The sequence below is a fragment of the Occallatibacter gabretensis genome (assembly GCF_001449115.1).
In the GTDB taxonomy this organism is placed as follows: Bacteria; Acidobacteriota; Terriglobia; order Terriglobales; family Acidobacteriaceae; genus Telmatobacter; species Telmatobacter gabretensis.
In genome coordinates this window covers 65,903-90,764 of the sequence record NZ_LAIJ01000005.1, presented here as the reverse complement: position 1 = coordinate 90,764, position 24,862 = coordinate 65,903, and the positions used below count along the sequence as shown (strand labels likewise).

Below are 24,862 nucleotides of genomic sequence, written 5' to 3'. Positions count from 1 at the left end.
TATAAGTTGTAGAAGGACGAGCGGGCGCATCCCTTATGGGTGCGTCCGCTTTTGTTTATACGGCGCGGTGTAGCTTCTTTGGGTTTGTAACGCGCATGTAGGTATAAACAATCAGTTGTAAAGTTAGTGCGCCGGTGCAGTCGATCAGCACGTCCCGTACAGAAGAGGTGCGGTTGGGCAGGAAGCTCTGGTGCCATTCATCGCAACTGGCTATAGCTGCGGTTCCAAGCATGGCGAGGAACATGTCTGTTCTAAAGCGCGAGTGGGGAAGTGTGAACCACCAGGCGCGCAGCCAAGCGAGGCCGATAAATCCGTAGCCGAGGAAGTGGCCGGTCTTGCGGAGCAAAAGATGTATGTGCTCCCACCGCTCATCGCCAATGGGACCGAAAAGCCACTGGAAGATGGGTCGCAGCCAACGGCTGGTGTGATTGCCGCCAAACGTTTCGGTGGACTCACACATAATCATGACGATGCCGAGGGCTACGGGCAGCCACGTCCAGACCCAAAAGCGCACGCTGCCACGCTTATTTGAGACCGGCGTGGAGGCAAGGCTACTCGACATGATAGTTCGGCGCCTCGCGTGTGATGATGACATCGTGCACGTGGCTTTCGCGCAGCCCCGCGCCGGAGATGCGCACGAATTGCGCTTTTTCCTGCAGCTCCTGAACGCTTCCGCAGCCGAGGTAACCCATGCCGGAGCGCAGGCCGCCGACGAGCTGATAGACCATGGACTCAAGCGGTCCGCGATACGGCACGCGGCCTTCAATACCTTCGGGGACGAACTTGGCGAGGCGGTTGTTGCTTTCGTTGCGCTCGCGCTGGACAACGCCTTCGGAGCCGCTGCCGGCCGAAGCGAGATCGTCTTTGCCCTGGAAGTAGCGCTCGCCTGAACCCTGGCTCATGGCAGTGAGCGAACCCATGCCGCGGTAGCTCTTGAAGCTGCGACCCTGGTAAAGGATCGTCTCGCCGGGGCTCTCGTCGACGCCCGCAAAGAGTGAGCCGATCATGATGGTGCTTGCACCGGCGGCGATGGCCTTCGTGATTTCACCCGAATACTTGATGCCACCGTCTGCAATGACGGGAATGTTGTGCTCGCGCGCGGCGCGATATGCCTCCGCGATGGCGGTGATCTGCGGCATGCCTGCGCCGGTGACCATGCGCGTGGTGCAGATGGAGCCGGGGCCGATGCCAACCTTGACGGCATCCGCACCTGCCTCAATCAAGGCCTTTGCGCCGTCGTAAGTGGCGACGTTGCCGGCGAGGAGACCGATGGAGGGGAAGCGCTTTTTGACTTCGCGGACGGCTTCGAGGACTCGGGAGGAATGGCCGTGCGCCGAGTCGATGGCGAGGACGTCTGCGCGGGCAGCGATGAGCTCCGCGGCGCGCTCGAGGAAGTCTCCGGTAGCTCCGATGGCTCCGCCGACGCGGAGGCGGCCTTTCTCGTCCTTGCTGGCGTTGGGATACTTCTGTTTTTTCTGAATGTCTTTGACGGTGATGAGGCCCTTGAGCTCGTACTGATCGTTGACGACCAGGAGCTTTTCCACGCGGTGCTCATGCAGGATGAGCTCGGCGTCTTCAAGAGTGGTGCCGACGGGAACCGTGATGAGGTTCTTCGAGGTCATCACGGAGCCGATGGGAACGTCTGTGCGCGTCTCGAAGCGCAGGTCGCGGTTGGTGAGGATGCCGACGAGCTTTTTGCCCTGCGTGACCGGGACGCCGGAGATCTTGTAGCGGCGCATGACTTCCAGAGCATCTGAGATGAGCTGATCGGGACCGATGGTGACGGGGTCGACGATCATGCCACTTTCCGAGCGCTTGACCTTGTCGATCTCTCCGGCCTGTGCCGAGATGGAGAGATTGCGATGGACGATGCCGATGCCGCCCTGCTGCGCCATGGCGATGGCCATCCTGGACTCGGTGACCGTGTCCATGGCCGAGGAGATCAGGGGCGTATTGAGGACGATCTGCTGCGTAAGCTGCGTTTGCGTGCTGACCTGCGCGGGTACGACGTCACTGAAGGCAGGCACGAGCAGAACGTCATCAAATGTAAGGGCTTCTGGAAGATTTGGGGCTAGCATAATGCTCTGATGCGCCTGGCGAACGGGGGATTCATGAGCGGTTCAGGAAATACAGTGCCACCTCTAAACTCATTCAAGGTCGTCGCTCCCTGATGGTCGCGCCAACTTCGCTCTTGAGGCTTGACTGGCTCTATTTCCTGAACCGCTGGATTCCCGTACGGCAGGCGCTTATGTGTATTGTAACTGCTCTGACGAGCGAGGCAGGTTACAGGTGACAGAGCACTGCGACCGGAGAGGTCTTCTTCTTTGCAGAGAAGGGGAAATATGCGCTATGGCTGCCAAATGACCGTACAGAGGTACAGAAGTACAGATTCTGTGAGCGGCAAAAATCTGTGATTTTTGCGGCAATGTCTTTCATAAGCTATTGATTTTGTTTTATTTATCTGCAAAATGTGCAAGAAAAAAGGCTGCGAATTTGCGGCCAAAATGCGGTGAAAATACGCATTTACTGCGATGTAAATTGCTCCTGCGCCGCCTTGTACATTCCCTGTTCGGTTACGGCGGGCGTTGTTTCGGGCTTTTTCGCTCTGTCTTTGTATTTGCTGAGGGCGAGGGTGGCGGTGCGGGCACCGTAGAGCATATTTCTGGCCTCTTCCGGCTTGAGGGCCTCAATGGCAAGTCCATGCATGATGCAGGCGATGTACTGCTTGATCTGCCGGCGTCCTGTGGGCTCGGGCATAGCGGAGCGGTAGGCGAGCGATGGATCGTTGTCACTAAGGTGGATGAGGGTTTTTGCCTGGAACTCGAAGTGCGCCCTGGGGTCATTGGATGTAGGCCTTTCGGGAAGGCCGTCTTTGTAGTTCGGGTCGAGGCCGCGCCGGTCGAGTTCGATCATGCGGTTGCGGGCGTCACAGCAGCGCTGGACGGCGGGAGAGAGAGGCTCGTGTGTACAGGGAGAGTTCATGGAGTTCCTTTCCGGATGACAAAAATGGGAAGGCCCCGCGGTGGCGGGGCCTTCGATTGGGGAGATTTTTCGCTGTTATTTCTATTAACGCACAAAGCCACCTAATTATGTGCAAAGTGGGCGAAGTTTTTTGGCTTTTAGAATGAGTGATTTAGAAAATAGTTTTAAGAAAAGGGCTTGACAAGATTTTTGCGTGGGGGAAATTTGCCCTCCGAAATGGCTGGGACGGGTGGTGGGAAGCCGACTTCACGGTACCAATTGGCCGATGGTGAGTGCATAGGAATTTGCCGGATGTATAGATTTGGCCTGGCAGCGTCGGACCGGCTTCAAGAAACCGTCCACCAAGGACTCGTTCTCAACTGTAGTCGTATCATATCTCGTGACCAACAAAGGCTCAGTTCTGGCTAGCAGTAAGGATTACGAGCTTCTCGTGCGCGAAATCTATCAGCAAATGCTTGACCAAGACCAAGCGCAGAACGTCATAGTGCAACATAACGTTCAAAAGCAGGGTCGTGCTACCAGTCATCAGATTGATGTCTACTGGGAGTTTTGCCTCGGCGGAGTTACCCACAAAGTAGCCATCCAAGCGAAAAGGTGGAAGAACCCAATTCGCAAGGGGGATGTTCTCACATTCAAAGGTGTCCTGGAGGATCTCCCTGGGACCATAGGAATCATGATTACGTCGTCCAGGTATCAGAAGGGTGCCGTTGATGTGGCTAAAGCATCAGGCATCATGATTTGCAACCTACAGGAGAATCTGGGGTCACCTGTCTGTGCTTACCCCGGCGCAACCCTCACTTTCAGGATGAAAGGGTTCTTAACGGCTCCGGATGGCAGTTTTCTCGGCGCGCTGGCCGACGTCGCGCAAAATATCCCCACAGTGTCCGACCTGTCACTAAAAGCAGATAGCAGCTGGCACCAAGCGAATGATCCCCTGCCTGAGCCAATGACATTGGTCAACCTTCCTCAACCGGTTCAGTTTTTCGACCAGGATGGAAAAGAGCTAATTACCCTAACGAGAATCCTCGGAGGGTTTTACGAAGAAATGCATCGAGAAGGTCAGATGAGCGCGCGGAAGACTCATAGGTTCGAGTATCCCACCTTCGTGAAACTGGTCGACCCTCCTTTCACAATCAAAGAGGAGAGCCTATCAGCAACCGTTGTATTTACGCGCAAGACAACGGAGATAGTGTTCAAAGCTCCGAATGTTGCTGTCTTTATCCTAAAGAATCTCAACAGCGGGGCGGAACATCACGTTGTCACCAGAATCCCTACACAATGAAAGAGGGGCAGAGCGCCCGTCCATGGATGATTCCGAACCACGCGCCGCGACTTGCCAACGCGCTACGTGGGGGCAATCGCGCTTCGATGGAAGATATTCCTGGATCAATAACGGTAAACGCGCTTGTGGGAAGCCGGAGGAGTGCTAACGTTCATCTTCAATTCCGGGCGATGTGAAGGACCTATCGTTGCGGTGTATCAACGAAACGCAAAAGCAGGTCCTTCGACTCACCACCCCCAGACTGAAGAAAACGTCTCCACCCCAGCGAGCAAAAATCGCTCGCCGGGGACCCCGGTCTGGGGCCCCGTTCGCTCAGGATGACATGGCGGTGGTGGGTAGGGAAGAAGGTATGGTGGGAGAGTGAGCGAAAAGCAAAAGCAGGTCGCTGCGTTGGCTCTCTTTCTTCGCCGGTTGACTTAGTTTTTCTCTGCGGCCATGTTACTTCGACTTCGTGTTATTGAAGAACAAAAGCAGGTCCTTCGCTTTCCACCCCAGCAAGCAAAGATCGCTTGCCGGGGACCCCGGCCCTCCGCCTGAAAAACGGCTACGGTCAGGATGACGAATTTCAGTGGTGAAGTGTGCGGGAGTGCTATCCCACCCATGGCGCAAAAACACGCGCATGGATGGGGCACCTGCCTCCGAAATGGCTGGGACGAACGGCGTGGGACCGATGGTGAGAAGGCGACTTATGAGGACTGATCTCCTATCGGACCTGCGCCCACTTCGTCATGCGTCGTTCCTGATGGGTGATTGCTGGAAGGAATGGCGCGAGTGGTTAAGTCAGCACTTTCTGTTCTTATCCAGATTCTTATCCAGGCTCTTCTCCAGGTTCTTCTCCGGGTCCTTCCGTAAATCGGGGAACGAGATGATGAACTGGTCGAGAGGAAGAGATTTTTCGACGTGTCGAGTGGTGGGCATCGTGTGATGAGGGATGGGCGTGCCATTGGCCTCGGCTTCGTCAAAGGCCTGGGTGCTGGGTATTTGTGCGGTGACTTCGAAGGAGTCGATGGCGTAAGGGAGCCCGTTTGAGGCCAGGGATAAGGGCTCGGCCATGAGCTGGAAATGGAGATGAGGCGCGAGGGAGTTGCCGGTGTTGCCGACGAGCCCGAGGACTTCGTCCGAGTGAACCTTGTCGCCAGAGTGGACGCGAATACTGCAGGGCTGCATATGAGCATACAAGGCGAAGACATGGCCGCCGAGGCGAGGATCGTCGAGACGGAGGATGACCGAGTTGCCGTCAGCCTGGTCGAGAGAGATGCCTTCCGGATATTTGCCCGGAGTTTGTTCCGGAAGATTGTCGATGACAGAAACGACGGTGGCGTCGGCGACGGCGAGGACGGGTTTGCCGAAGATAGTGTAGCTCTCGAGCTTCTCGCGTGGGCCGGAGTAGATCCGGTCATGGGAGTCTAACTGCTCCCAGTCGACGGCGTAGCGCTGCGCGAGCCAGGCGTGGTTGTTGACTCCGAGGACGGCGCGCATGTGGCGGGTGGAATCGCAACAGGAGTCGGCCGAGACATAGTTGTCGCCGGCGAGGGGAGGATGGATAACGGCCACGGTCTGACGGTCGGGCGCGGTCTCGCCTCCGGTGAGGATGAGGTGCTGGAAGGCGGGCGGTGCGGCGGCAATGAAAGTTGTGATTCGATGCGTGAGATGATGCGGGACAGCGGCTCCGCCGGGCAGGGTGATGTGAAGGAAGAGGAGCGCCTGCGTGCTTTTCGTTAGGGTGCCCGTTGAGTCGCGGAGCCCGACGGGTTGCAGGCGTGTAGCGATGGCTGTGGCGTCAAGCGTCTGGATGACTTTATCGTCGGCGAGAATGTCGAGCCTCTGAACAGCGATGTCCCCGCTGGAGAAGTTCAACATCCAAAGCTCGTAGACGAGGTGCGTGTTGCCGTCTGAGCCGATGAAGACTACCGGAGCGTCATGCACGGAGAGGATGAGAGGCGTGGGATTCTCTGCCGCACGGGTTGCGGTCGTTGCGAAGGAAAGAGTGAGTGCGGCACCCACGATGGTCCGGCGAAGCAACAGGTAGAGAGACATGCGGTAGTTCTCCAGGTGACTCGATTCGGTGTCCGAGGGAAAGCAGTTCAGGGCAAAAGCCAACTTGGATGGAGATTCAACAACTGGATGGAGATTCAACAACTGAGTGATGCGGCGCCTTCGCACAGGAAACACGAGCTCAACGCATCATCGTACGGACTATGTTACCTGAGGACCGATGACAGCTTTCGTTCCATTCGATCCTGGGTTGGGTCTCGGGGCGGTTGATGACTGGTGAAGTCGTTTTCCGATTTTCCAGGCTTGTCAGGATTTGTGGACCGGCTGACTCGAAAATGAGGAATGATAGACGTGCTTGCGTTTACCAATTCGGCCTAACGCCTTCGCGCATGACTAAAAGCTCATTGAATTTCTGATCAGCGAAGAAGATTCGATACTGCTCAAGGCAAGTGCCCAGGGTGGCTCATCCAAGCTCTACATCCTGCTCTACATTTTGGGAGCCAGTTGCCTGGCGGCAAAGTCTGCTAATTTTTCCTTCGCAACGAAGGCAAGCTTCTGATCGAGAGTGAGGGAAAGCACTAACACCGCACTCCCTTTGAGAATCGCCAGATTCTCAGTTTTATAGCGATTGGCGGGATTGGCATCCTGGTCGAAGACAGCTCTGTCTCCTACGCCGGATACCGGAGTCTCGTTGGGCGGTGGCGATTGATCGAGGCCATACATCGCGGGATTGGCGGAAGGCGCATAAAAAATGGTGATGTCGATGTGTTGGGGCGAGTCCGTTGTAAAACTGCACGAGCCTGCGCGCGGTCCGGGTGCTGAATCTTTGGCGAGCGTGACAGGAACGCCAAACCACGCCCTGGCGGCTGAAGCGACGGCAACTGGGTCGATCATTTTGCAAGCATCCACCGGCGAGGACGGCGGGGTTGCCATTGCTGGAACGAGTCCAGCCATCGATAGGCCGAGCAACAATGCAGCGGGACGAAAGATCATCGTGTTTCCTTTCGAGGGCCATTCTCGCACAACCAGCCGAGGGCGGATATTGTGATTGAATGGCTGAAAAGCCAAGGCATGTCCTTCGACTCACCACCTCGGGCTGAAGAAAACGTCTGGGGGCCTTTCGCTCAGGATGACACGGCTTGGTGATGGAGTGCAGTGGCGTTCTGAATGAGCGGTGTTGGAGCGGGCGGGCGAAGTATGCTGGATGCGAGATGAGAGAGCTGAAATGAAACGCCGCGAGTTTTTGGCAACATCCGGTGCTGCTGTGCTGGCTACTGCTGCCTCTTACGCGGCGGCGGGGGCGGGGAAACGGCCGCGCGCGATTACGATGTGGGAGTTCTCGTGGATTGAGCGGCGGTGGCCGGGGGCGGGGTTTGAGGATTGGGATGCAGTGCTGGATGGATTGCTGCTGCGCGGCTATGATGCCGTGCGCATTGATCCGTTTCCGCATCTGCTGGCCGCGGACCCACACAAGACATGGACGCTGCTGCCTCACTGGAATACGCAGGACTGGGGCTCGCCGGATGTGAACCGCGTTACGCTGCTGCCGGCGCTGATGGAGTTTCTTGGCAAGTGCCGGAAGCGGGGAATCAAGGTAGGACTCTCGACGTGGTATCGGGAAGATGAGGACAAGACGCGCGAGAAGATCTCGTCGCCGGAGATGCAGGCTCAGCAGTGGGTTCGCACGCTGGATCTGATTCGCGAGGCGGGGCTGCTGGATGTGATTCTCTATGTGGACTTATGCAATGAATGGCCGGGACAGGATTGGGCTCCATTTGCGCCGGATCATTTGACGTTTGGGCAGTGGAAGGAGCCAGCCTCATTGCGCTGGATGCATCGCGCGCTGGGCGTGGTACGGCAGAGTTATCCGCAACTGCCGCTGCTGTATTCGGTTGCCGGGGAGCCGGACGATGGCGATGGCGCGGAACTGGCTGACTTTGACCTTCTGGATCTACATGAGTGGATGGTGCAGCAGAATGGCGGCGAGTTCTACAAGCTGACCGGATACGAATATGAACGCTTTGATCCGAAGGGGTACACGAAGCTGAGCCTGAAGGCGGAGGAGATTTACCGTGCGAGGCCGCTGTTCTGGCAGAAGCTGCTGACGGACAAGATTGACCGGATGGCGGCGGTGTCGCGCGCCATTCATGTGCCGCTGATTACGACCGAGTGCTGGGCGATTGTGGATTACAAAGACTGGCCGCTGCTGAAGTGGGATTGGGTGAAGGAGCTGTGCGCGGTGGGTGTGAAGCGGGCTGCGTCCACGGGGCAGTGGCTGGCGATGGCTAGCAGTAATTTCTGCGAACCGCAGTTTGTGGGGATGTGGCGGGATGTGGGCTGGCATCAGCGGCTGACGAGGATTATCAAGTCTGCGCCGATTGCGCCGGCGATGCGGCGGGGACGATTGTACGAGCGGTTGTGAGAGGGTGAGACGCTGGCTGTGGTTATGCCACTCTTGATGCAAAAATCTACTAGCTGTTGAACTGTTCCTGAAGCAACTGCGTGACGACAGGTCGCCGGCATCCGCGCTGCCCTGGACATAGATTGCGGGAACGCTGATCTTCGCCCGGGGCTTTTCATTCAGCGTGGCTTGCAGGCTTTCATACGCGCTCAAGGATCCGAACTAGACGACGGGGAGTGATGAACGCGGTGGGCGAAGACAGCTTTCCGAGAAACATAAACCGCGATTGGCCGTATTTTTTGAGCATTAGAGGAAGCGCTCCGTTTCGGTGATCGCGAGATCGTTGATGCTGGCCTCGCGGCGCTGCATCAGGCCAGAGGGTGCGAATTCCCAGAGCTCGTTGCCATAGGAGCGGAACCATTGGCCATTGCTGTCATGCCACTCGTATTGAAATTTAACCGCCATTCGGTTGTTGCGAAAGCCCCAGAGTTCCTTTTTGAGTTTGTAGTCCAACTCCGTGGCCCACTTCCGCTTTAGAAATTCGACTACGGCGTGACGCCCGTTGAGAAACTCCGTTCGATTTCTCCATTGAGTGTCCTCGGTGTATGCCGCGGCGACGCGCTGTGGATCGCGAGTGTTCCAGAGATCTTCTGCAATCTGGACTTTTTGGACTGCCAATTCAGGATCGGTGAATGGCGGGGCTATAACGATGCTCATAAGAATCCTTTCCTTATCGAGATTAGGGTAAGCGGTGATGGGTTCCGACAGGCATACGGCAACATTAACGCCGGCGGAGCGTGGCGGTAGAAATCGTGACGCGAGCTTTCTTCATCTCCTTCGGAGTAGACAGCGTGACGCAAAGCTATGCGATCTGCTGAACCCATTGGGTGCGCCAGGCGGGCGCCTCGAAGGGATCGGCGAAGTACTGTGTCTCGTGCACGACCTTGCCGTCGCGGAACTCCATTACGCTGACCGTATAGGTCGGTTTTCCCTGGTAGGTGATGGTATATTCCGTGATCCAGAGATCACCGCTGCCTAGAATTCGCCGGACGTTGAAGCCTGATGGCTTGCCGGGATGATGGCCGCGCAGGGCCTGCAGATTGCTCCTGCCGAGGATTCGCTCGCCGGACTGAGGGTAATCGCAGATGGCATTGTCGTCGTAGATTTCATGCTCCGCATTGAGATCTCCGCTTGCGGATGCATGCCAATGTGTATTCAGGAGTTCCCGGATTTGTTCATCTTGCATGGTTGATCTCCTGCCGAGATTTCGGCTTCCATCACTTTCGCTTGAATTGTATGTCGCGCAGGATTCCGTAGATTACGACCTCGAGCCAAAAGATACTCATGGTGGTAATGACAGCTTCTGCGAGGAAGACTGCGAGCGGGTTGAAGTTAACGGCGCTGTTCATGCCGACCCATCCGCGAATGGCTCCCGCAATGATTGCGATTGCGGATGTAAACCAAAGGCCTGTTCGTTCGTTGTGTGTGTGAACGGGATTGTTTTGCTGGGGGACGGGAGCGGTGTTTCGATACCAGAGTACAAACCACAGGAGAAGCACAAGCGCGCCGAGGATGGTACTGGCCATTTGAAAGAACTTGAAGTACTGCATGGAGCCCAGGAGAGGCAACTGAACCGTGTTACTGAGAAGAGGCCAGTGACGGTATGGCCAATAGGAAGAGTGCGTGACAGAGTCCCAGAGGATATGCGTGATGACTCCGATGAGGATTGAAACGAGGACGAGTGCGATCTGGCGAATGCCTTTCAGCGGAAGTGTGCGTGGACCGAGTATGACTCTTTGACGAACGCGCTCCGGAAGCCAGGCCCAGAGTGGCTCCTTGGCGTAGCGGTGAAAGAGCCAGAGCATGATGAGGGACGCTGGAAGATCGAAGACGAAGATGCCTAACGTTGAATGGCCGAATTTTCCCCAGGGGCCGAAGCGGAGAAAGTACTCATAGTCCGGAGCGAAAGAGCCGAAGACTACGGCTGAGAAGACGAGGCGCGTACGGCGGAAGGGCAGTGCTGCCGCGGCATGGGATAAGGTGAAGGGCACTCTTACGATTATGAGGCGCGGAAGCTAGGGACGAGGAAAAGCAAAAGACATGGTTTGCTTTTGTGGTATCCCAGGTCCCAACACCAGGGACCTGGGGCACCCGAATGTTGTGGTAGAACTGACGAAAAACAAAAGTGAGGTCCTGGGAACTTTCGGGAAGCCGTAATCGTACCCCTTGACATTCGACAAGAAGGCACGATATTTTCTTGTCGAATGACCTAGGGAAGAGGAGCCGGGATGATTCGTGAACTGCTGACGCGGGTGAGGCTGGTTTTGGTGCGCAATTTGTTTCTGCGGAAGACGCGGCGGGAGATGGATGAGGAGCTGCGATTTCATGTGGAGCAGTCGATTACGGCTCGGGTTGCTGAAGGGATTCCGGTGGGCGAAGCGCGGAGGTTGGCGATGGTGGAATTTGGTGGGTTGGAAGCGGCGCGAGAAGATTGCGAGCGGCAGAGGCCGGGGTGGTGGATGCCGGGGCTGGCGGGTGATGTGCGCTATGCGATGCGCGGGATTTTGACGCATGGATGGTTTTCCGCGGCGATTGTGGCGACGCTGGCGCTGGGGATCGGGCTGAATACGATGGTCTTTACGCTGGTGAATGCGGCGCTGTTCAAGCCGGTTCCGGTACCGGGGGGCGGGCGGCTGGTTTCCGTGATGAGCAACGACGAGGCGCAGAACTCGCGGAACATCACGATGTCGTATCCGGACTATGCGGATATGAAGGTGCAGAGCAGGCAATTTGAGTGGTTTGAGGCGGTGGATAATTCGCGCGCGATTGTGAGCGAGGATGGAAGCGCGCCGCAGATGTATCACCTGGCGAAGGCTACGACGGGGATCTTCGAGATGGTGCAGGGCAAGGCGCTGCTGGGAAGGATGTTTGAGGCGCGTGATGCTATGCCGGGGGCTGCGCCGGTGATGGTGATTGGATATGGGATATGGAAGGATCGCTACGCGAGCGATGCGCGGGTGTTGGGCCGCGAAGTGCGCGTGAATGGGCTGCCGGCGACGATTGTGGGCGTGATGCCGGAGGGATTCAAGTTTCCGAATGGGTTTGATGTGTGGATGCCGCTGCAGCCGACTACGAAGCGTGATGACAGGCCGCTGTGGGTGTATGGAATTTTGAAGCCGGATACGCCGGTGCGGGCGGCGAACGCGGAATTGCAAGGGATTGCGGGCAGGCTTGCGGCGAAGTTTCCGGAAGACAAGCAGATTGGCGCGAGCGTGCTGAGTTTTCATGAGCGGTTTAATGGCGGGAATATCCGGCTGGTATTTCTGCTGATGCTGGCGGCGGTGGGATTTGTGCTGTTGATTGCGTGCGCGGATGTGGCGAACATGATGCTGAGCAGGACGCTGAGCCGGCAGAGGGAGATGTCGATACGGACGGCCCTGGGCGCTACGCGGTGGAGGATGATTCGGCAACTGCTGATTGAGAGCGTGATGCTGAGCACGGTGGGCGGAGTGATGGGGCTGGGGCTGGCCACGTTTGGCGTGCGGTGGTTTGATATGGCGACGAAGGAGATTCGGCCGTATTGGATTGAGTTCACGACGGACTATAGAGTGTTTGGCTACTTTGCGGGGCTGTGCGTTTTGAGCGGACTGCTGTTCGGGATTGCTCCGGCGTTGCGTTCCTCAAAGCCAGACCTGATGGGCGTGCTGAAGGATGGCGCGTATAACGTGGGGCGGCGGCGAGGGGGATGGCTTTCAGGCGGGCTGGTGGTGTTCCAGTTTGCGCTGACGCTGGCGCTGCTGACAGGCGCGGGGATTTTTGTGAAGAGCCTGATGAGCAACCTGGCGGTGAATCCGTTTATTCCGTCTGCGCGGATTATGACGGCGCGTGCTGTGCTGCCGGAGACGCGCTACAAGGATGGCGATGGCGATGCGCGGCAGCGGTTCTTTGACGGGGTGATGTTGAAGATGAAGGCGATTCCGGGAGCGAGGCATGCGGCGCTGGTTTCGGATGCTCCGGGATTGGGCTCGAACTGGCAGCCGATCGAACGGGAGCATGTGGATGCCAAGCCGGAACATCGGCCGGTGATTGGGGAGATTGTGGTATCGCCTGAGTATTTCGAGACGATTGGCCTGCCGATTTTGCGCGGGCGCGGACTGAATGAGACGGATGGATCGGCGCATCATGGTGCGGTGGTAGTGACGCGGGATACGGCGAACAAGCTGTGGCCGGGCGAGGATGCGCTGGGCAAGCGGGTGAGGCTGACGGGCGACGACAAGAAGCCGATGGATTGGATGACGGTGGTGGGGATTTCCGCGGATATGGTGCAGGAGCTGGTGGAGGATCAGCCGAAGCCGATCGTGTTTGTTCCATACAAATTTCTGCAGACGAACAATATGACGCTGATGTTGGATGCGGAGGGCGATCCGCTGCCGGAGATGCGGAAGGCGGTGGCGGCTGTCGATTCTGAGATGCCGCTGAGTGAGCCGTTCCGGCTGGATGCGGCGGTGGCGAAGCAGGTGTGGTTCCTGAAAGTGTTTGGGAAGATTTTTGGCGGGTTTGCGCTGATTGCGATGCTGATGGCTGCGGTGGGTTTGTACTCGGTGATTGCGTATGCGACGAGCAGCAGGACGCAGGAGATTGGTGTGCGGATTGCACTGGGCGCCCGGGTGAAGGACATTCTGCTGCTGGTGATGCGGCGTGGATTGCTGCAGGTGGGCGTGGGGCTGCTGGTGGGGCTGGGCGCGGCGCTGGCGCTGGCGAAGGTAATGGCCGGGCTTCCGCTGGGAGGAGCAGGGCCGGTGTGGATGATCTTTCCGGTGGTGGCGGGGATGCTTGCGCTGGTGGGTGTGTTTGCTTGCTGGCTGCCTGCGCGGAGGGCTGCTGGGCTTGATCCGGTTAAGGCGATTCGGTGCGAATAAAGGCAGGTTACAGGTTGCAGGTTACAGGTTACGGATGACAGTAAAAGCAACGACAGGTTCGTCCTAGAGCGGCGGGAGTGATGCCCCACATCTCAGAGTCCAGAGGTGGGGCATCCACAACCGCGGTGTTATCAGATCGCATTTCCAGGGCACTGCTCGTCGTCATCGCTGTCGTTGTTATCCATTCTTACCGCTCCGGTTGCCAGCGAGACAGCGGTCCATGCAAGGCTATCGCAGTTGCGGAGAGAGGAGGCAGTTCCCGCCGGCGATGAGCGCGGATCGGTCAATGGCGGCGGGTAGTTGGCATAAAAGCCGTAGACGTCGCCTCTGAAAGAGAGGTATTTATGACATGCCTCATGAATGATGGTGCACGCACAAGAGTTCAATGAGTAATCGAGGAACTCTGCAAAGCTGATGTGAATCTCGCCGTTTCGGAAACCGCAGATGCTTGAGGCTGCGGTGTGGGTTCTTCTTTGCACATAGCCGACCGTGCCGTCATTATCGATTTGATTCAGGGGCTTTCTTTGGCCGTTGTCTACGTCCCGGACACCGTCATCGATGTCGATGAGGTAGACACCAGTGTTGAGGTGAAAGCTGATTGAGAGCATGTCCTCTCGGATGCGATTGAGTACCCACCTTCTGTCTATGTCTGTGAGCGCTTTGAGAGAGAAGGGCTTGTCGACAATATTGTCTTTGAGGAAAGGGACTGCAAGAGTGCCGCCCAGGTTGCCAGCGGTGAGGCTGTAATGTCTGGCCATTGTTGCGGTGAATAATACGGACTCCGCGCCTCTGAGCATGACAACTCTTGCAAGCGCGTCGTTCGCTATCCGAACGATGTTCCGTGCCTGAACGGCGGCCCTGTTGATCTTGTCCTTCATCTGCGGCGTTGGATAACCGGCGCGCGCTTTGTAGGCAATCATAACGCCTGCGGACAAAACCGCATTGGTGTCAGTGTGTCTTTCGTTACCGGCGCCCATGCGCGGCAGGCCGAGCGCGACAGATGGTTTGGTGAAAGTAAGAGACATGATTGTTCTCCTTAAGTTTTGGAGAGGGCTTCTTCAGGGAAGAAGCGTGTTGCGCACGAGTTGCCGCTCGATCGTGAAATCAATGCAAGCAAGAGCAACCACAGAGTACATTCGGAGGATTTCTGCTGATGATGATGTGTCGGAGAAACTATACATCCCGACAGGCGGCGCGTCCATGTTTTTTGTGCGCCGGCTACCGATTTGATCAGGCTTTGAGGAGGTTTACGCTGGCCCAGGTTTTTACCAGTTCGCTTAGTTGACTTAGAGCTTCTGTGAATTTTTCTGGTGGGAGGGCGGCGAAGCCGAGACGGAAGTGCGAAGGTGCATTGAAGCAGTCGCCGGGGGCGAGAATGATGCCTTGTTCCGCTGCTGCCTTGCAGAATTCGCGGCTGTCTTCTCCGCTTACCAGCCAGGGAAAGGTAGTCATTCCGCCGCGAGGAGAAATCCAGCCGAGGGTGTCGCTGTGTTGAGACATGAAGCTAGTGAGGAGATGGAGATTTTCCGTTGCGACCTTCTGGGTTCTTCCGAGCACCTGCTCGCGATGACGGATGGCGAGTTCGGCGAGGAATTCGCCGGGAGCGTTGTTGGTGATGGAGAAGTAGGCGCGGGTGGTCCAATAGTCCCTGCGGCGTTTGGGGTCGTGGTCGATGATCCAGCCGGTGCGGATGCCGGAGAGTGGGAAGGCTTTGGAGAAGTCATGGATGACGGTGGCACCGGGAAGGCGTGATGCGGATTGCGTGGGCTCGCCGTGGAAGATGGGGTGGTAGACTTCGTCGCTGACCAGCTGGATTCCGCGAGATGAGGTGAACTCATGCAGGGCGTCCAGTTCAGCGTCGCTGATGGTTGCTCCGGTCGGGTTGTGCGGGCTGTTGATGAGGATGAGCTTTGTGTTGTGATCTGCCAGCTTCTGGATTTCTTCTATGTCGATGCGGAAGCTGTTTTCTTTGCGGAGGGTGTAGTAGCGGGTTTCAAGGTGAAGCGACTCCGGGAGGGCCGAGAATGTGGTGAAGCCGGGCTGGGGCAGGATGACGTTTGCTCCCGGTTCTGCGGCGAGCCAGAAGAGGATGAGCAGGGCTTCAGAGGCTCCGGTGACGACTTGGACCGCTTCTGCTTCGACGCCGTGCATTTGGGCGATTGCTGAACGCAGAGCGTCAGCGCCTGCGGGGCGGCTGTAGACCATTTTTTGATGGTGGAAGCGCTCGCGTTCTTCTTCGGTGGCGAGGCTTAGGAACTCGTTGAGGGTCCAGACGGGGCCGGTGCTGGAGGCCAGGTTGAATTCGGCGTGGTGTTCGTGGGCGTCGAGCCACTCGTCGAGCAGGAAGGGTTTTAACCGCATATTCGCACCTCACGAAGTTGGATCGAGGGGGCGTGAGGCGGGGTTCAAAAGAATATTGTGCGCTCTGCGTGGTGGGGCGTCAGGCTGCTGCTGCTTTTTTGGAAGTTTTGCGGGCGGCCTTGATTAGGACGCGAAGGGCTTCGTTGACGGATTCGGCGTCAGGGAAAGCAGCAGCAACGTCAGGCGCCAGAGTAACCATGACGGTATCGGGGCGGAAACGGTTGGTGTATTTTCCGCGAATGCCGTTAGAGAAGTCGTACTCGGGGCGCATCTCGTCATCGTCCTTGATTGCTTGCTTAGGTGCTTTGCTCATATTGCCTCCTTTCTTTGGGTTCTGCTTTGCGGGCGCTAATGATGCGGATAGTTTGGTCATCGTCAGTGTGTACTACCAGTAGCAAAAGTTGATTTACTGATTTTCCGAGGGCGATCCAGCGTTCCTCTTCTTGAGAATGCGCCATGTCGGGGATCACGATCAAGAGGGGATCGAGAAAAACTGTGGCTGCTTCTTCAAAATCTATACCGTGCTTGTCGCGATTGTTTTGTGCCTTTATAGGGTCCCAGACGATCTTCTGAGGCTGCACTTAAACCCCCACGGGGAAGGGTTTGGGGCTGGATTCGTCGGTGTTCGCGGTGCCGGTGCGCCAGCGGTCGAAGCGACCTTGTAACAGGCTCATCAGGCCGGTGTACCAGTAGCCGCCTACGAAGATGAGCAGGAAGGGCGGGGTGAAGAAGTTGCCGCGGACTAGGTTGTAATAGATCGCCCAGGCGAAGAAGCTTCCTAAGGCGAGCTCGATCCAGGGGATGACGTTGAGGCGCTTGCGGTATTTCTTGGCGGCGGCGGATGTCTCGCCCTTCTTCTGGATGCTGTACTTGGGCGTGCGGGCGAAGGCGGACTGGATGCCGAAGAGGGCTTCCATGACGGCCTTGGTGTTGGTAACGGTGAGGCCGATGCCGAGGGCCATGAGGCCGGGAAGATAGAGGAAGGTCTTCATCCAGGTTTTGGGGAAGAGGACGCGCTGGCTGACGAGATAGAACGTGGCGATGGAGAGCGTGGAGGCTGTGAAGAGCGGCAGGTCGATGATGAGCATCTGGAACCAGCCCTGCAGCGACTTGATGATGGTGACCGGAACGATGAGCGCCGTCATGACGACCATGAGCGGGTAGGAGAGATTGGCCGTGAGGTGGTAAATGGCCTCGATCTTCTGCTTGCGGGGGATGTGCGATTTCCAGATGAGGGGCAGGCACTTTTTGCTGCACTGGATGAGGCCTTTGGCCCAGCGCGCCTGCTGGGTTTTGAAGGCGGTCATTTCGATGGGCAGCTCGGCGGGGCACTCGATGTCAGGCAGGTATTTGAACTTCCAGCCAGCGAGTTGGGAGCGGTAGCTGAGGTCTGTGTCTTCCGTGAGGGTGTCGTGCTGCCAGCCGCCTGCGTCGGTGATGGCTTGACGACACCACATGCCGGCGGTGCCGTTGAAGTTGAAGAAGTCGCCTGCGCGCGAGCGAGCGCCATGCTCCAGGACAAAGTGGCCGTCGAGGAGGATGGCTTCGATCTGGGTGAGCATGGAGTAGTCGCGGTTGAGGTGCGTCCAGCGGGTCTGGACCATGCCGATGCCTGGCTCGGCGAAGTGGTGGATGACGCGCATAAGCCAGTCGGGCGGAGGGACGAAGTCGGCGTCGAAGATGGCGACGAATTCGCCTTTGGCGACGAGGAGGCCTTCATCGAGAGCGCCGGCCTTAAAGCCGTGACGGTTGGTGCGGTGGATGTAGACGATGGGGTGACCGAGGGCAGCGTAGCGAGCGACAATTTCGGTTGCGACCTGCTCGGTCTCGTCGGTGGAGTCGTCCAGAACCTGGATTTCGAGCCTGTCGCGCGGGTAGTCGATGGCGCAGACGGATTCAATGAGGCGGTCGATGACGAACTGCTCGTTGTACATGGGGAGCTGGATGGTGACGCGAGGCAACTCAGCGAAGTGCTGGGGCGGGTTGGGGTTGTAGTTCTTGCGGTACTTGAAATAGAGATAGACGAGGGTGTAGCGGTGCAGGCCGTAGATGGCGAGCAGGATCATGACGGCGAAGTAGGGGATGAGGAGCGCGGCGTCAAAGGCGTTCCAGCGATAGAGGTTGTTGAAGGTGGTGTCGGCCCACTGGTTGCGCCAATGGTGGAAGGTTTGCGAGAGGCTGTTCTGCGGCGCGAGAACGAGTTCTGCCAGCCGGGCGAGGTGCGGGAGGCCGGATTGGATGTGGCTGGCTATCGCGGCGAACAGGACGGAAACCTCCGGGCGGACTATGGGGTATTGTAAGCGACGGTGGGCTGATGGATTGCTCTTAAACCACGTATGGAATTCGCACGCTTGGGTCGGAGGGGTCGAAGTCGCGGCTGTTGCGCGTGACCAGCAGGGCCTGACGGACTTGGGCGGTGGCCCAGACGATGGCGTCCGGTAGCTTGATTCGATGTTTGCGGCGGAGGCTGACGGCTTGTTCCGCGGTGACTGCGTCGATTCCTAGAAGATCGAAGCCGGAGAGGAATGTGCGGGTGGCTTGCTCGGTTTGCGGAGTGGTCCCGGCCATGACCTCCATCCAGGTGATGACGCTGATGGCGGGGTGCGCGTAGCGAGCGAACTCCTGTTGGGCGGCGGGATGTCCGTTCAGATAATCGATGAGAATGTTTGTGTCGAGAACGGCTTTCACCACTCGCTCCGCAGGCGTTCCTGATACTTGAGGCCGTCTTTGGGGAGCTTATTGTGCGCGTTCTGCCAGAGGCCGAAGGCGGCTCCGCGGGCAGGGCGGTTGCGCTCGATGTAGGCCTCGACGGCCTGGCGGATGGCTTCGGCGCGGGATAGATTTCGGACAGAACAGATGTCAGCCAAGTCTGTGAGCTGTTCGTCGGGGATTTCGGTTAAGATACGCATGTGATCAGATATATATATCATATATCATTTAGTGAAAACATTGACGATGTTGCATAAAATTGCTGGTTTGAAGGTGCCGCGATGAGCCAGACGCATATCCATACTGAAAAGGCGCCGCCGAAGAGGAACAGGTTTGCTGAGTCTGCTGCAATCGTCGCGGCTCTCGTACTTTTTGGTGTTCTGCTGGCATTTGGAGTCCATTGGGAGGGATGTGGCTCTGAACGAGAATTTGCGGATGCGAAGATTCTCGATACGAGGATTGTAGTAACTCAGATTCAGGAAGGGCAACGCGGGACATCGGTTGGATACAGGATCGAAGCGCATGTGAATTATGACCTGTATGGGCAGATGCAGGATCGCTGGGTGCCTGTTCCTGAAATGTACAAGGACCGAGAATGGGTTGACGCACGGCTGGCTAGCCATCCGAAGACGTGCGAGGTTTCCTGGCCGAAATCGCATCCGGACAATGCGAGATGCCGGTTGCCATGGGACCGGTCACGCTATTGACCTTTGGCGCTTGTTAAGAAGTCGCTGAAGCGTTTGTCGCTGTAGGTGTTTGCGGGGCCTTCGAGGTCGTCGGTGTTTTTCGATGTAACGAGTTTGCCGTCGGCGTCGAGGATGAAGATCCAGGGATAGCCGGGAATTTTTGGGTATTGGCCGAGGAAGGTGGCGTTCTCGTTCTTGGCGCTCATGTTGACCTTGAGTAAAACGAAGTTGTCGTCACGTTGTTGGCGTACGGCTGGATGTTCGGCGTAGAAGCGGTCCATGAGGGTACACCAGGAGCACCAGGTTCCGCCTACCTCCACGAGGATGCGCTTGCGGGCCTTGGCGGCATCGGCTTTGGCTTTCTCAAGATCCTGGGCCGGGTCGCGTTTGTAGTCATAGACGCTGGAGTAGTCACCCGGGCCGGAACTGGTGGGTGGGGCCGGGCGGTTGTAGGAGGGGACAAAGGGTTTGCCGTCGATGGCGTAGATGACGGCGTATTCGGTTTCGACGGGTTGCCCGTCGACGATGTAGGGTTTGTACTTCCATTGGCTGACGGCGTTAGTGACGGCGTCCATGAGATTACGCCTGTCCGTGGATAGGAAATTGGTCAGTGCGGTATCTACTTTGACGCCGCCGTCTTTCTGGATAAAGATACGCACCGCAACGGACCCGTGAGCCTCAATTTGACCCGCGGTGATTGGAATGTGGGCTGCGACCTCGTAGGTGGAGACGGGCATGAGCATTCCGGGCTCGCGCTTGAAGGGCTCGAGGACCGCGTCCTGCGTGGGCTTCATGAGGTCGGAAGTTGCGCCGCCATCCCAAGGCTCGAGCAGTGTGACTTTCATTTCAGCGATGGTCGCGCCGCGTTCGGTGACTTTGACATGGTGCGCTACAGAGCGGTTCTGAAAGGGCTGAATGTCGTCGAACTGCACGGCTGTGTCGCCGGAGTTGACGATGCGCAGATGCATGTCTGAATCGAAGCACATGGTGGGGAAGAGCCAATCCGGATCGGTTTCCTCGACATACTGGTGCGCATTTACGACCGAGATGCAGGTGAGGACGAGAGGATCGAGCTTGACCCGCGATGCGTCCATTAGATAGTCCGGCTGAATGTTGACAGATTGATAGAGCGGGTCGATGACTGGCCGCGCGACGCGCAGCGTGATGAGACGGCGGCCTAAGTAGTGCTGCTCATTTTTTGTCTCGTAGCGCTCCAGCTTGGAGACGCTCCACTCAGAGCCGTTGGCGCCGGCCATTGAGCCGGTAAAATCACGCCGCCACTGATAAAGGCCTGTGTGCCACTCTTCTACGGTGCCGGCAACGGGCTTTGGGGAGCCGGTGGTTCCCGGCTGCATGGTGTAGTCGATCTTGATATGCCATGGCTTGAGGCCGTCGCCTCCGAGGGCATTTGCGTTGAGTCCGGCGGCGAGCAGGCGGTGAGCGAGCGAGCTGATTTTGGCGGAGACGGGAGGCAGGTGATCTGCGTCTGCAGATGACGGCTGGGGTGCAGTTGCCTGCGCGTTCAGAGATAAGGCGAAAGCCAGAGAGAAAAGAGCAGCAAATGAGAAACGCTTCTTCGGCGTTTCAAGGAAGAACAGGCCGTACATTTATGCCTCCGTGGGGGGACGGGGAGCATCATAGCAAGGCGTTTTGTTGGAGGCCACAGTTTTTTGGCGGCGTGAGGAGGATTGGATGGACGTGTCCGGCAGTTGTCGGGTGTGGTATGGGTGGCGTAGTGTTTGAGGCATTGAGGAGTGTGTTGCGCTTATGTCTACGTTGACCGGCCTTCCTGTTGCTGCTGCGGGCGGCAGTTTTTTGCTTGAGGACCGCAGGCCGGAGGAGGTGTTTACTCCGGAGGATTTTACGGAGGAGCATCGACAGATTGCGGCGACGGCGGCGAAGTTTGCCAAGGAAGAGATTATGCCGGCGACTGACGCTGTAGAGGCGAAGGAACCTGGCGCGGTGCGTGGGCTGTTGGAAAAGGCCGGCGAGCTTGGGTTTCTGGCGAGCGATATTCCTGAAGAGTACGGCGGCCTGGGGATGGATAAGACCAGCTCGGCGGTGATTGCGGATTACTTGAGCGTGCTGGGGAGCTTTTCAACGGCCTTTGGGGCGCATGTGGGGATTGGGACGCTGCCGATTGTCTGGTTCGGGACGGCGGAGCAGAAGGAGAAGTATCTGCCGAAGCTGGCGACGGCGGAGTGGGTGGCGGCGTATGCGCTGAGCGAGGCGACGTCTGGTTCGGATGCGATGAATGTGCGCACGAAGGCTGTGCTGAGCGCGGATGGGCAGCACTACATTCTGAATGGCGAGAAGATGTGGATTACCAACTGCGGGATTGCGGATTTGTATACGGTTTTCGCGAAGATTGATGGAGAGAAGTTTTCAGCGTTCCTGGTGGAGCGGACGTTTTCGGGTGTGACGGTGGGTGCAGAGGAGCACAAGCTGGGGATTCGCGGGTCTTCGACCTGCCCGCTGGTGCTGAGCGATTGCAAGGTTCCGGCGGGGAATCTGCTGGGCGAGGTGGGCAAGGGGCATCATATTGCGTTCAATGTGCTGAACGTGGGGCGGTTCAAGCTGGGCGTGGCGTGCGTGGGTGGAGCGCGGTCTGCGCTGGGCGAGATGATTCGCTATGCGAAGGAGCGGACGGCATTTGGGAAGGCGATTGCGGAGTTCGGACTGATCCAGAGGAAGATCTCGACTTCTGCGGCGAAGCTGTATGCGTCCGAGAGTATGGCGTACCGGACGATTGGGATGATTGATGCGGCATTGTCGGCTCTGACGGAGAGCGAGTCCAAAGAGTCAAAAAATATTCAGAAGAAGATTGAAGAGTACGCGGTGGAGTGCTCTGTGCTGAAGGTATATGCCAGCGAGGCGATGAGCTACGTGGCCGATGAACTTGTGGCGACGATGGGCGGGTACGGGTATGTGGAGGATTATCCGGCGGAGCGCGTTTACAGGGATGCGAGAATCAATCGGATCTTTGAAGGGACGAATGAGATTAACCGGCTGATTGTGACGGGTTGGCTGATGAAGCGTGCCCTTAAAGGACAGCTGCCGCTCTTGCCTGCGATCAAGAAGCTGATGGATGAGGTGATGCAGCCGCCGTCATTTGATGAAGGCGATGGAACGGGTGACGCGCTGGCGCATGAAGCGGAGATTCTTGCTGCGGTGAGAAAGATGGCGCTGTTTGCGGCGGGCGTGGCGAGCCAGAAATATATGGCTGGGCTTGAGGAGCAGCAGGAGATTATGGCGGACCTTGCCGATGCGATTGCGCAGGTGTTTGCGCTGGAAAGTGCGATTCTGCGGGCGCGGAAGATGGCGGGGAGAGCAGGAGCGAAAGCGGCCGCGAATATGACGGGGCTGATTGCGGAAGAAGCACTGTCAGTAACGAATGAGGCGGCAAAGCGCGTGCTGGCGGCTTGCGGCGAGGGCGATGAACTGCGGACGCAGCTTGCGATTCTGCGACGGCTGGGGAAGAGTATGCCTGCGGATACGGTGGCGCTGAGTCGCGCGGTGGCGAAGGAATGTATTGCCTTAGGGCGCTATGCACTCTAAGGCTGTGGATAGTGATTCATGGCTAGTTCGAGCAACGGCTTCAAGCTTTTTCGAGTACCAAGTGTGTTGCATAGTCCGAGGACTTGCGATCGGTGATGGAGAATCCCAGGGCGTGGAGATCGAGGCCTTGTAATAGAGACTCTCCCTGGCCAAGAAGAACCGGTACCGATGCCAAATGAAGAGAGTCAATGAGACCGGCTTGAAGATACTGCCGGACAGTTGATACTCCGCCACCGATTTTTATGTCTTTGCTGCCTGCGGCTTTCTTTGCCAGGTCCAGCGCTTCGACGATTCCGCCGGTGACAAAGTAGAAAGTCGTTCCACCTTCCATTTCCAGAGGCTCACGCTTGTGATGAGTGAGAACGAAGGTTGGCGTGTGATAAGGAGGGTTGGGTCCCCACCAGCCTTTCCATAAATCGTCTGGCCATGGACCGCGTACAGGGCCGAACATATTGCGGCCGAGAATGAAGGCGCCGAAGTTGTCCATGGCGCTGTGGGCGAATTGATCGTCGACGCCGCCGATGGTTCCACCTTGCTGCCCGTGCATGGAACGAAAGGTGTTTGTGTGAAAGAACCATTGAAAGATTTCGGTTCCGCGTTTGCCGAGCGGATCATTCAGGCTTTGCTCGATGCCGGCGCTGAAGCCGTCGAGTGAAACGCTAAATCCTGCGACACGAACTTTAGGCATAATTTCCTCTTCTATCAAATTTACTGCGGACACTTCAGGCAGGCAGGCGCTCGATGGTGGCGACGGTGATGTCGTCTTCCTGGCCGAAGTCTATGGCTGCTTTTGTAATGGCGGTTGCGGTGTGAGTGGAGATGGCCTGGGCGCGATCGAAGCCGAAGAGCTCGCCGGCCTGGTTGCGGGCTTCGACGACTCCGTCGGTATAGAAGGTGAGGCGGCCGCCGGGCGGGAGCGTGAAGGCGATGGATTGGTAGTCGCCGCCGGCTGAGACGCCGAGGGGCAGCGCTCCGGGGAGATCAATTTCCTCGCCGTTGAGATATGGCGAAAGGTGACCGGCGTTGGCAACGGTGACAAGGCCGTCGTTCGCGATGTGCGCGGCGAGCGCCGTGGAGAATCCCTCGCCGGCGCTGCCAAGAAGGCGACCGTGAAGCTTGCGCAGAATGCGTGCCGGGTCATGCGTCTCTTCTGCGGTGGCGCGGATGATGCCGACGAGCATGGAGACGAGCATGGCTGCGGAAAGGCCTTTACCTGCGACATCGCCGATGACGATAAGGATTCCGCCAGCGCCATCCGAAAGGATCTGGAAGAAGTCTCCGCCAACCTGCTGCGCGGGAGTGTAGACCGAATCGACATGAAAGCCTGCGAAGGTCTCATTACTCTCCGGCAGGATGAGATGCTGGACCGCTCGGGCAGCTTGCATTTCGCTGTCCAGCACGGCTTTTTCTGTAAGGATGCGAATGTGGCGCCGGCTCTCCTGAACGAAGACGTAGACGAATCCGGAGTAACCGAGGGAAACGGCGACGGCAATGGCGGCGACATCGAAGTTAAGGCGGGTTTGAAGGCGCTCGGTTTCGGCCGTGTTGAGTTGGCTGGGGCGCCTGGGCTCCGGAAACAGGTAGCCCAGCAGGGCCATTACGGCGAACTGGAGAATGAACAGGGGTATAGCCACTCGCCAGGATTTGCCGCGCAGAGCAATGCCGGAGTAAGCGTAACCGACGGCGAAGGGTCCGGCGACGAGTACGGCACATGCGAAGTGGAGGGGTGATTGATAGCCCATGCCGGAGACGTCGCCGATGATGCCGATGACTGCAAAGGTAAAGAAGACTGCAATCAGGAAGATGACGAGGTTTTTGCGGGGGACGTTCGTCCAGAGACTCCTGGTGCTGGCGAAATCAGCGGGCATTTCTCTGGGGGTCTCCTATCCCGGGCGAGCTGCGGCCGTAATGCCGGTATTCCGGCGGGGATGGAAGTGAGTGTATAGGATTTGTGGGATTGGGAGTAAGG

24 protein-coding genes are annotated in these 24,862 nt (G+C 57.6%); 6 read left to right on the top strand and 18 right to left on the bottom strand.

The genetic code is table 11. From position 1 onward, the window contains the following. Positions 1 to 55 precede the first annotated feature (55 nt). The 3 genes from VO84_RS04490 to VO84_RS04480 form a co-directional block, all read right to left on the bottom strand. Positions 56 to 562 (bottom strand): VanZ family protein, encoded by a 507-nt coding sequence (locus VO84_RS04490; RefSeq protein ID WP_058186094.1) that lies wholly within the window; start codon positions 560 to 562, stop codon positions 56 to 58. Beyond that, positions 552 to 2,078, bottom strand: a complete 1,527-nt coding sequence (gene guaB / locus VO84_RS04485; RefSeq protein WP_058186093.1) for an IMP dehydrogenase — start codon at positions 2,076 to 2,078, stop codon at positions 552 to 554. Before guaB ends, VO84_RS04490 begins: the two co-directional genes overlap by 11 nt. A 445-nt stretch (positions 2,079 to 2,523) precedes the next feature. Continuing rightward, positions 2,524 to 2,982 (bottom strand): hypothetical protein, encoded by a 459-nt coding sequence (locus VO84_RS04480; RefSeq protein ID WP_058186092.1) that lies wholly within the window; start codon positions 2,980 to 2,982, stop codon positions 2,524 to 2,526. A gap of 379 nt (positions 2,983 to 3,361) precedes the next feature. Here VO84_RS04480 and VO84_RS04475 point away from each other — a divergent pair, with 379 nt between their 5' ends. Continuing rightward, positions 3,362 to 4,264 carry a restriction endonuclease gene (locus tag VO84_RS04475; RefSeq protein WP_197413890.1) on the top strand — a complete coding sequence of 301 codons (903 nt, stop codon included), beginning with the start codon at positions 3,362 to 3,364 and terminating at the stop codon, positions 4,262 to 4,264. Positions 4,265 to 5,044: 780 nt separating this feature from the next. On the opposite strand, the gene VO84_RS04465 is transcribed toward VO84_RS04475, so the two are convergent. Both VO84_RS04465 and VO84_RS04460 read right to left on the bottom strand, forming a co-directional pair. After that, entirely contained in the window at positions 5,045 to 6,301 is a 1,257-nt protein-coding gene (locus VO84_RS04465; protein WP_058186089.1) for a M23 family metallopeptidase, read from the bottom strand. A 444-nt stretch (positions 6,302 to 6,745) separates the two neighbouring features. Continuing rightward, complete coding sequence (locus VO84_RS04460; RefSeq protein ID WP_058186088.1) at positions 6,746 to 7,252, bottom strand: hypothetical protein; 507 nt, start codon at positions 7,250 to 7,252, stop codon at positions 6,746 to 6,748. A gap of 232 nt (positions 7,253 to 7,484) precedes the next feature. Here VO84_RS04460 and VO84_RS04455 point away from each other — a divergent pair, with 232 nt between their 5' ends. Beyond that, entirely contained in the window at positions 7,485 to 8,681 is a 1,197-nt protein-coding gene (locus tag VO84_RS04455; protein ID WP_058186087.1) for a cellulase-like family protein, read from the top strand. A 285-nt stretch (positions 8,682 to 8,966) separates the two neighbouring features. Here VO84_RS04455 and VO84_RS04450 read toward each other — a convergent pair whose 3' ends face one another. The 3 genes from VO84_RS04450 to VO84_RS04440 all read right to left on the bottom strand — a co-directional run bounded on the left by VO84_RS04450 (position 8,967) and on the right by VO84_RS04440 (position 10,711). Then, on the bottom strand, positions 8,967 to 9,377 hold the full coding sequence (locus VO84_RS04450; RefSeq protein ID WP_058186086.1) for a nuclear transport factor 2 family protein: 411 nt from the start codon (positions 9,375 to 9,377) through the stop codon (positions 8,967 to 8,969). A gap of 145 nt (positions 9,378 to 9,522) precedes the next feature. Further along, complete coding sequence (locus VO84_RS04445) at positions 9,523 to 9,906, bottom strand: nuclear transport factor 2 family protein (RefSeq protein WP_058186085.1); 384 nt, start codon at positions 9,904 to 9,906, stop codon at positions 9,523 to 9,525. 31 nt (positions 9,907 to 9,937) lie between these two features. Next, complete coding sequence (locus tag VO84_RS04440; protein ID WP_058186084.1) at positions 9,938 to 10,711, bottom strand: DUF4184 family protein; 774 nt, start codon at positions 10,709 to 10,711, stop codon at positions 9,938 to 9,940. A 237-nt stretch (positions 10,712 to 10,948) separates the two neighbouring features. Between VO84_RS04440 and VO84_RS04435 the strand changes: the two genes are divergently transcribed. Next, positions 10,949 to 13,579, top strand: coding sequence for an ABC transporter permease (locus VO84_RS04435; RefSeq protein WP_058186083.1), 2,631 nt, complete (start codon positions 10,949 to 10,951; stop codon positions 13,577 to 13,579). A 131-nt stretch (positions 13,580 to 13,710) separates the two neighbouring features. On the opposite strand, the gene VO84_RS04430 is transcribed toward VO84_RS04435, so the two are convergent. From VO84_RS04430 to VO84_RS04405, 5 genes are all read right to left on the bottom strand, one after another. After that, positions 13,711 to 14,604 carry a hypothetical protein gene (locus VO84_RS04430; protein WP_058186082.1) on the bottom strand — a complete coding sequence of 298 codons (894 nt, stop codon included), beginning with the start codon at positions 14,602 to 14,604 and terminating at the stop codon, positions 13,711 to 13,713. Positions 14,605 to 14,809: 205 nt separating this feature from the next. Continuing rightward, positions 14,810 to 15,940, bottom strand: a complete 1,131-nt coding sequence (locus VO84_RS04420; RefSeq protein WP_058186080.1) for an aminotransferase class I/II-fold pyridoxal phosphate-dependent enzyme — start codon at positions 15,938 to 15,940, stop codon at positions 14,810 to 14,812. A gap of 79 nt (positions 15,941 to 16,019) precedes the next feature. Continuing rightward, positions 16,020 to 16,253 (bottom strand): hypothetical protein, encoded by a 234-nt coding sequence (locus tag VO84_RS04415; protein ID WP_058186079.1) that lies wholly within the window; start codon positions 16,251 to 16,253, stop codon positions 16,020 to 16,022. Then, positions 16,237 to 16,521: a BrnT family toxin gene (locus tag VO84_RS04410; protein ID WP_231737781.1), complete on the bottom strand. Its 285-nt coding sequence runs from the start codon at positions 16,519 to 16,521 to the stop codon at positions 16,237 to 16,239. The genes VO84_RS04415 and VO84_RS04410 overlap by 17 nt, the downstream gene beginning before the upstream one ends. Beyond that, positions 16,522 to 18,006 carry a cellulose synthase family protein gene (locus VO84_RS04405; protein WP_082661708.1) on the bottom strand — a complete coding sequence of 495 codons (1,485 nt, stop codon included), beginning with the start codon at positions 18,004 to 18,006 and terminating at the stop codon, positions 16,522 to 16,524. Here VO84_RS04405 and VO84_RS23220 point away from each other — a divergent pair. Next, positions 17,977 to 18,240, top strand: a complete 264-nt coding sequence (locus tag VO84_RS23220; RefSeq protein ID WP_082661707.1) for a hypothetical protein — start codon at positions 17,977 to 17,979, stop codon at positions 18,238 to 18,240. The two genes, VO84_RS04405 and VO84_RS23220, sit on opposite strands and share 30 nt — an antisense overlap. A gap of 25 nt (positions 18,241 to 18,265) precedes the next feature. Here VO84_RS23220 and VO84_RS04400 read toward each other — a convergent pair whose 3' ends face one another. Both VO84_RS04400 and VO84_RS04395 read right to left on the bottom strand, forming a co-directional pair. Then, positions 18,266 to 18,628: a type II toxin-antitoxin system VapC family toxin gene (locus VO84_RS04400; protein ID WP_231737780.1), complete on the bottom strand. Its 363-nt coding sequence runs from the start codon at positions 18,626 to 18,628 to the stop codon at positions 18,266 to 18,268. After that, positions 18,625 to 18,849, bottom strand: a complete 225-nt coding sequence (locus tag VO84_RS04395; protein ID WP_058186076.1) for a ribbon-helix-helix protein, CopG family — start codon at positions 18,847 to 18,849, stop codon at positions 18,625 to 18,627. The genes VO84_RS04400 and VO84_RS04395 overlap by 4 nt, the downstream gene beginning before the upstream one ends. 81 nt (positions 18,850 to 18,930) lie before the next feature. Between VO84_RS04395 and VO84_RS04390 the strand changes: the two genes are divergently transcribed. Then, positions 18,931 to 19,356, top strand: a complete 426-nt coding sequence (locus VO84_RS04390) for a hypothetical protein (protein ID WP_058186075.1) — start codon at positions 18,931 to 18,933, stop codon at positions 19,354 to 19,356. Here the strand turns inward: VO84_RS04390 and VO84_RS04385 are convergent. Then, a complete protein-coding gene (locus VO84_RS04385; RefSeq protein ID WP_058186074.1) occupies positions 19,350 to 20,942 on the bottom strand; it encodes a thioredoxin family protein in 1,593 nt (530 codons plus the stop codon). The two genes, VO84_RS04390 and VO84_RS04385, sit on opposite strands and share 7 nt — an antisense overlap. A gap of 160 nt (positions 20,943 to 21,102) precedes the next feature. Here VO84_RS04385 and VO84_RS04380 point away from each other — a divergent pair, with 160 nt between their 5' ends. Beyond that, positions 21,103 to 22,893: an acyl-CoA dehydrogenase family protein gene (locus VO84_RS04380; RefSeq protein WP_058186073.1), complete on the top strand. Its 1,791-nt coding sequence runs from the start codon at positions 21,103 to 21,105 to the stop codon at positions 22,891 to 22,893. A 40-nt stretch (positions 22,894 to 22,933) separates the two neighbouring features. On the opposite strand, the gene VO84_RS04375 is transcribed toward VO84_RS04380, so the two are convergent. Together VO84_RS04375 and VO84_RS04370 are read right to left on the bottom strand one after the other, a co-directional pair. Next, complete coding sequence (locus VO84_RS04375) at positions 22,934 to 23,581, bottom strand: dihydrofolate reductase family protein (RefSeq protein WP_058186072.1); 648 nt, start codon at positions 23,579 to 23,581, stop codon at positions 22,934 to 22,936. 34 nt (positions 23,582 to 23,615) lie between these two features. Then, the gene (locus VO84_RS04370) at positions 23,616 to 24,761 is read right to left on the bottom strand and encodes a PP2C family protein-serine/threonine phosphatase (protein ID WP_058186071.1); all 1,146 of its coding nucleotides are present in this window, start codon (positions 24,759 to 24,761) and stop codon (positions 23,616 to 23,618) included. Positions 24,762 to 24,862: the final 101 nt, after the last annotated feature.

Excerpts from the sequence above, each read along its gene's own strand:
- VO84_RS04445 (WP_058186085.1), bottom strand. The coding sequence starts at position 9,906 with ATGCAAGATGAACAAATCCGGGAACTCCTGAATACACATTGGCATGCA.
- VO84_RS04450 (WP_058186086.1), bottom strand. The coding sequence starts at position 9,377 with ATGAGCATCGTTATAGCCCCGCCATTCACCGATCCTGAATTGGCAGTC.
- VO84_RS04460 (WP_058186088.1), bottom strand. The coding sequence starts at position 7,252 with ATGATCTTTCGTCCCGCTGCATTGTTGCTCGGCCTATCGATGGCTGGA.
- VO84_RS04370 (WP_058186071.1), bottom strand. The coding sequence starts at position 24,761 with ATGCCCGCTGATTTCGCCAGCACCAGGAGTCTCTGGACGAACGTCCCC.
- VO84_RS04430 (WP_058186082.1), bottom strand. The coding sequence starts at position 14,604 with ATGTCTCTTACTTTCACCAAACCATCTGTCGCGCTCGGCCTGCCGCGC.
- VO84_RS04390 (WP_058186075.1), top strand. The coding sequence starts at position 18,931 with ATGAGCCAGACGCATATCCATACTGAAAAGGCGCCGCCGAAGAGGAAC.
- VO84_RS04405 (WP_082661708.1), bottom strand. The coding sequence starts at position 18,006 with ATGATCCTGCTCGCCATCTACGGCCTGCACCGCTACACCCTCGTCTAT.
- VO84_RS04415 (WP_058186079.1), bottom strand. The coding sequence starts at position 16,253 with ATGAGCAAAGCACCTAAGCAAGCAATCAAGGACGATGACGAGATGCGC.
- VO84_RS04465 (WP_058186089.1), bottom strand. The coding sequence starts at position 6,301 with ATGTCTCTCTACCTGTTGCTTCGCCGGACCATCGTGGGTGCCGCACTC.
- VO84_RS04435 (WP_058186083.1), top strand. The coding sequence starts at position 10,949 with ATGATTCGTGAACTGCTGACGCGGGTGAGGCTGGTTTTGGTGCGCAAT.
- VO84_RS04375 (WP_058186072.1), bottom strand. The coding sequence starts at position 23,581 with ATGCCTAAAGTTCGTGTCGCAGGATTTAGCGTTTCACTCGACGGCTTC.
- VO84_RS04455 (WP_058186087.1), top strand. The coding sequence starts at position 7,485 with ATGAAACGCCGCGAGTTTTTGGCAACATCCGGTGCTGCTGTGCTGGCT.
- guaB (WP_058186093.1), bottom strand. The coding sequence starts at position 2,078 with ATGCTAGCCCCAAATCTTCCAGAAGCCCTTACATTTGATGACGTTCTG.
- VO84_RS04395 (WP_058186076.1), bottom strand. The coding sequence starts at position 18,849 with ATGCGTATCTTAACCGAAATCCCCGACGAACAGCTCACAGACTTGGCT.
- VO84_RS04385 (WP_058186074.1), bottom strand. The coding sequence starts at position 20,942 with ATGTACGGCCTGTTCTTCCTTGAAACGCCGAAGAAGCGTTTCTCATTT.
- VO84_RS04420 (WP_058186080.1), bottom strand. The coding sequence starts at position 15,940 with ATGCGGTTAAAACCCTTCCTGCTCGACGAGTGGCTCGACGCCCACGAA.
- VO84_RS04490 (WP_058186094.1), bottom strand. The coding sequence starts at position 562 with ATGTCGAGTAGCCTTGCCTCCACGCCGGTCTCAAATAAGCGTGGCAGC.
- VO84_RS04380 (WP_058186073.1), top strand. The coding sequence starts at position 21,103 with ATGTCTACGTTGACCGGCCTTCCTGTTGCTGCTGCGGGCGGCAGTTTT.
- VO84_RS04480 (WP_058186092.1), bottom strand. The coding sequence starts at position 2,982 with ATGAACTCTCCCTGTACACACGAGCCTCTCTCTCCCGCCGTCCAGCGC.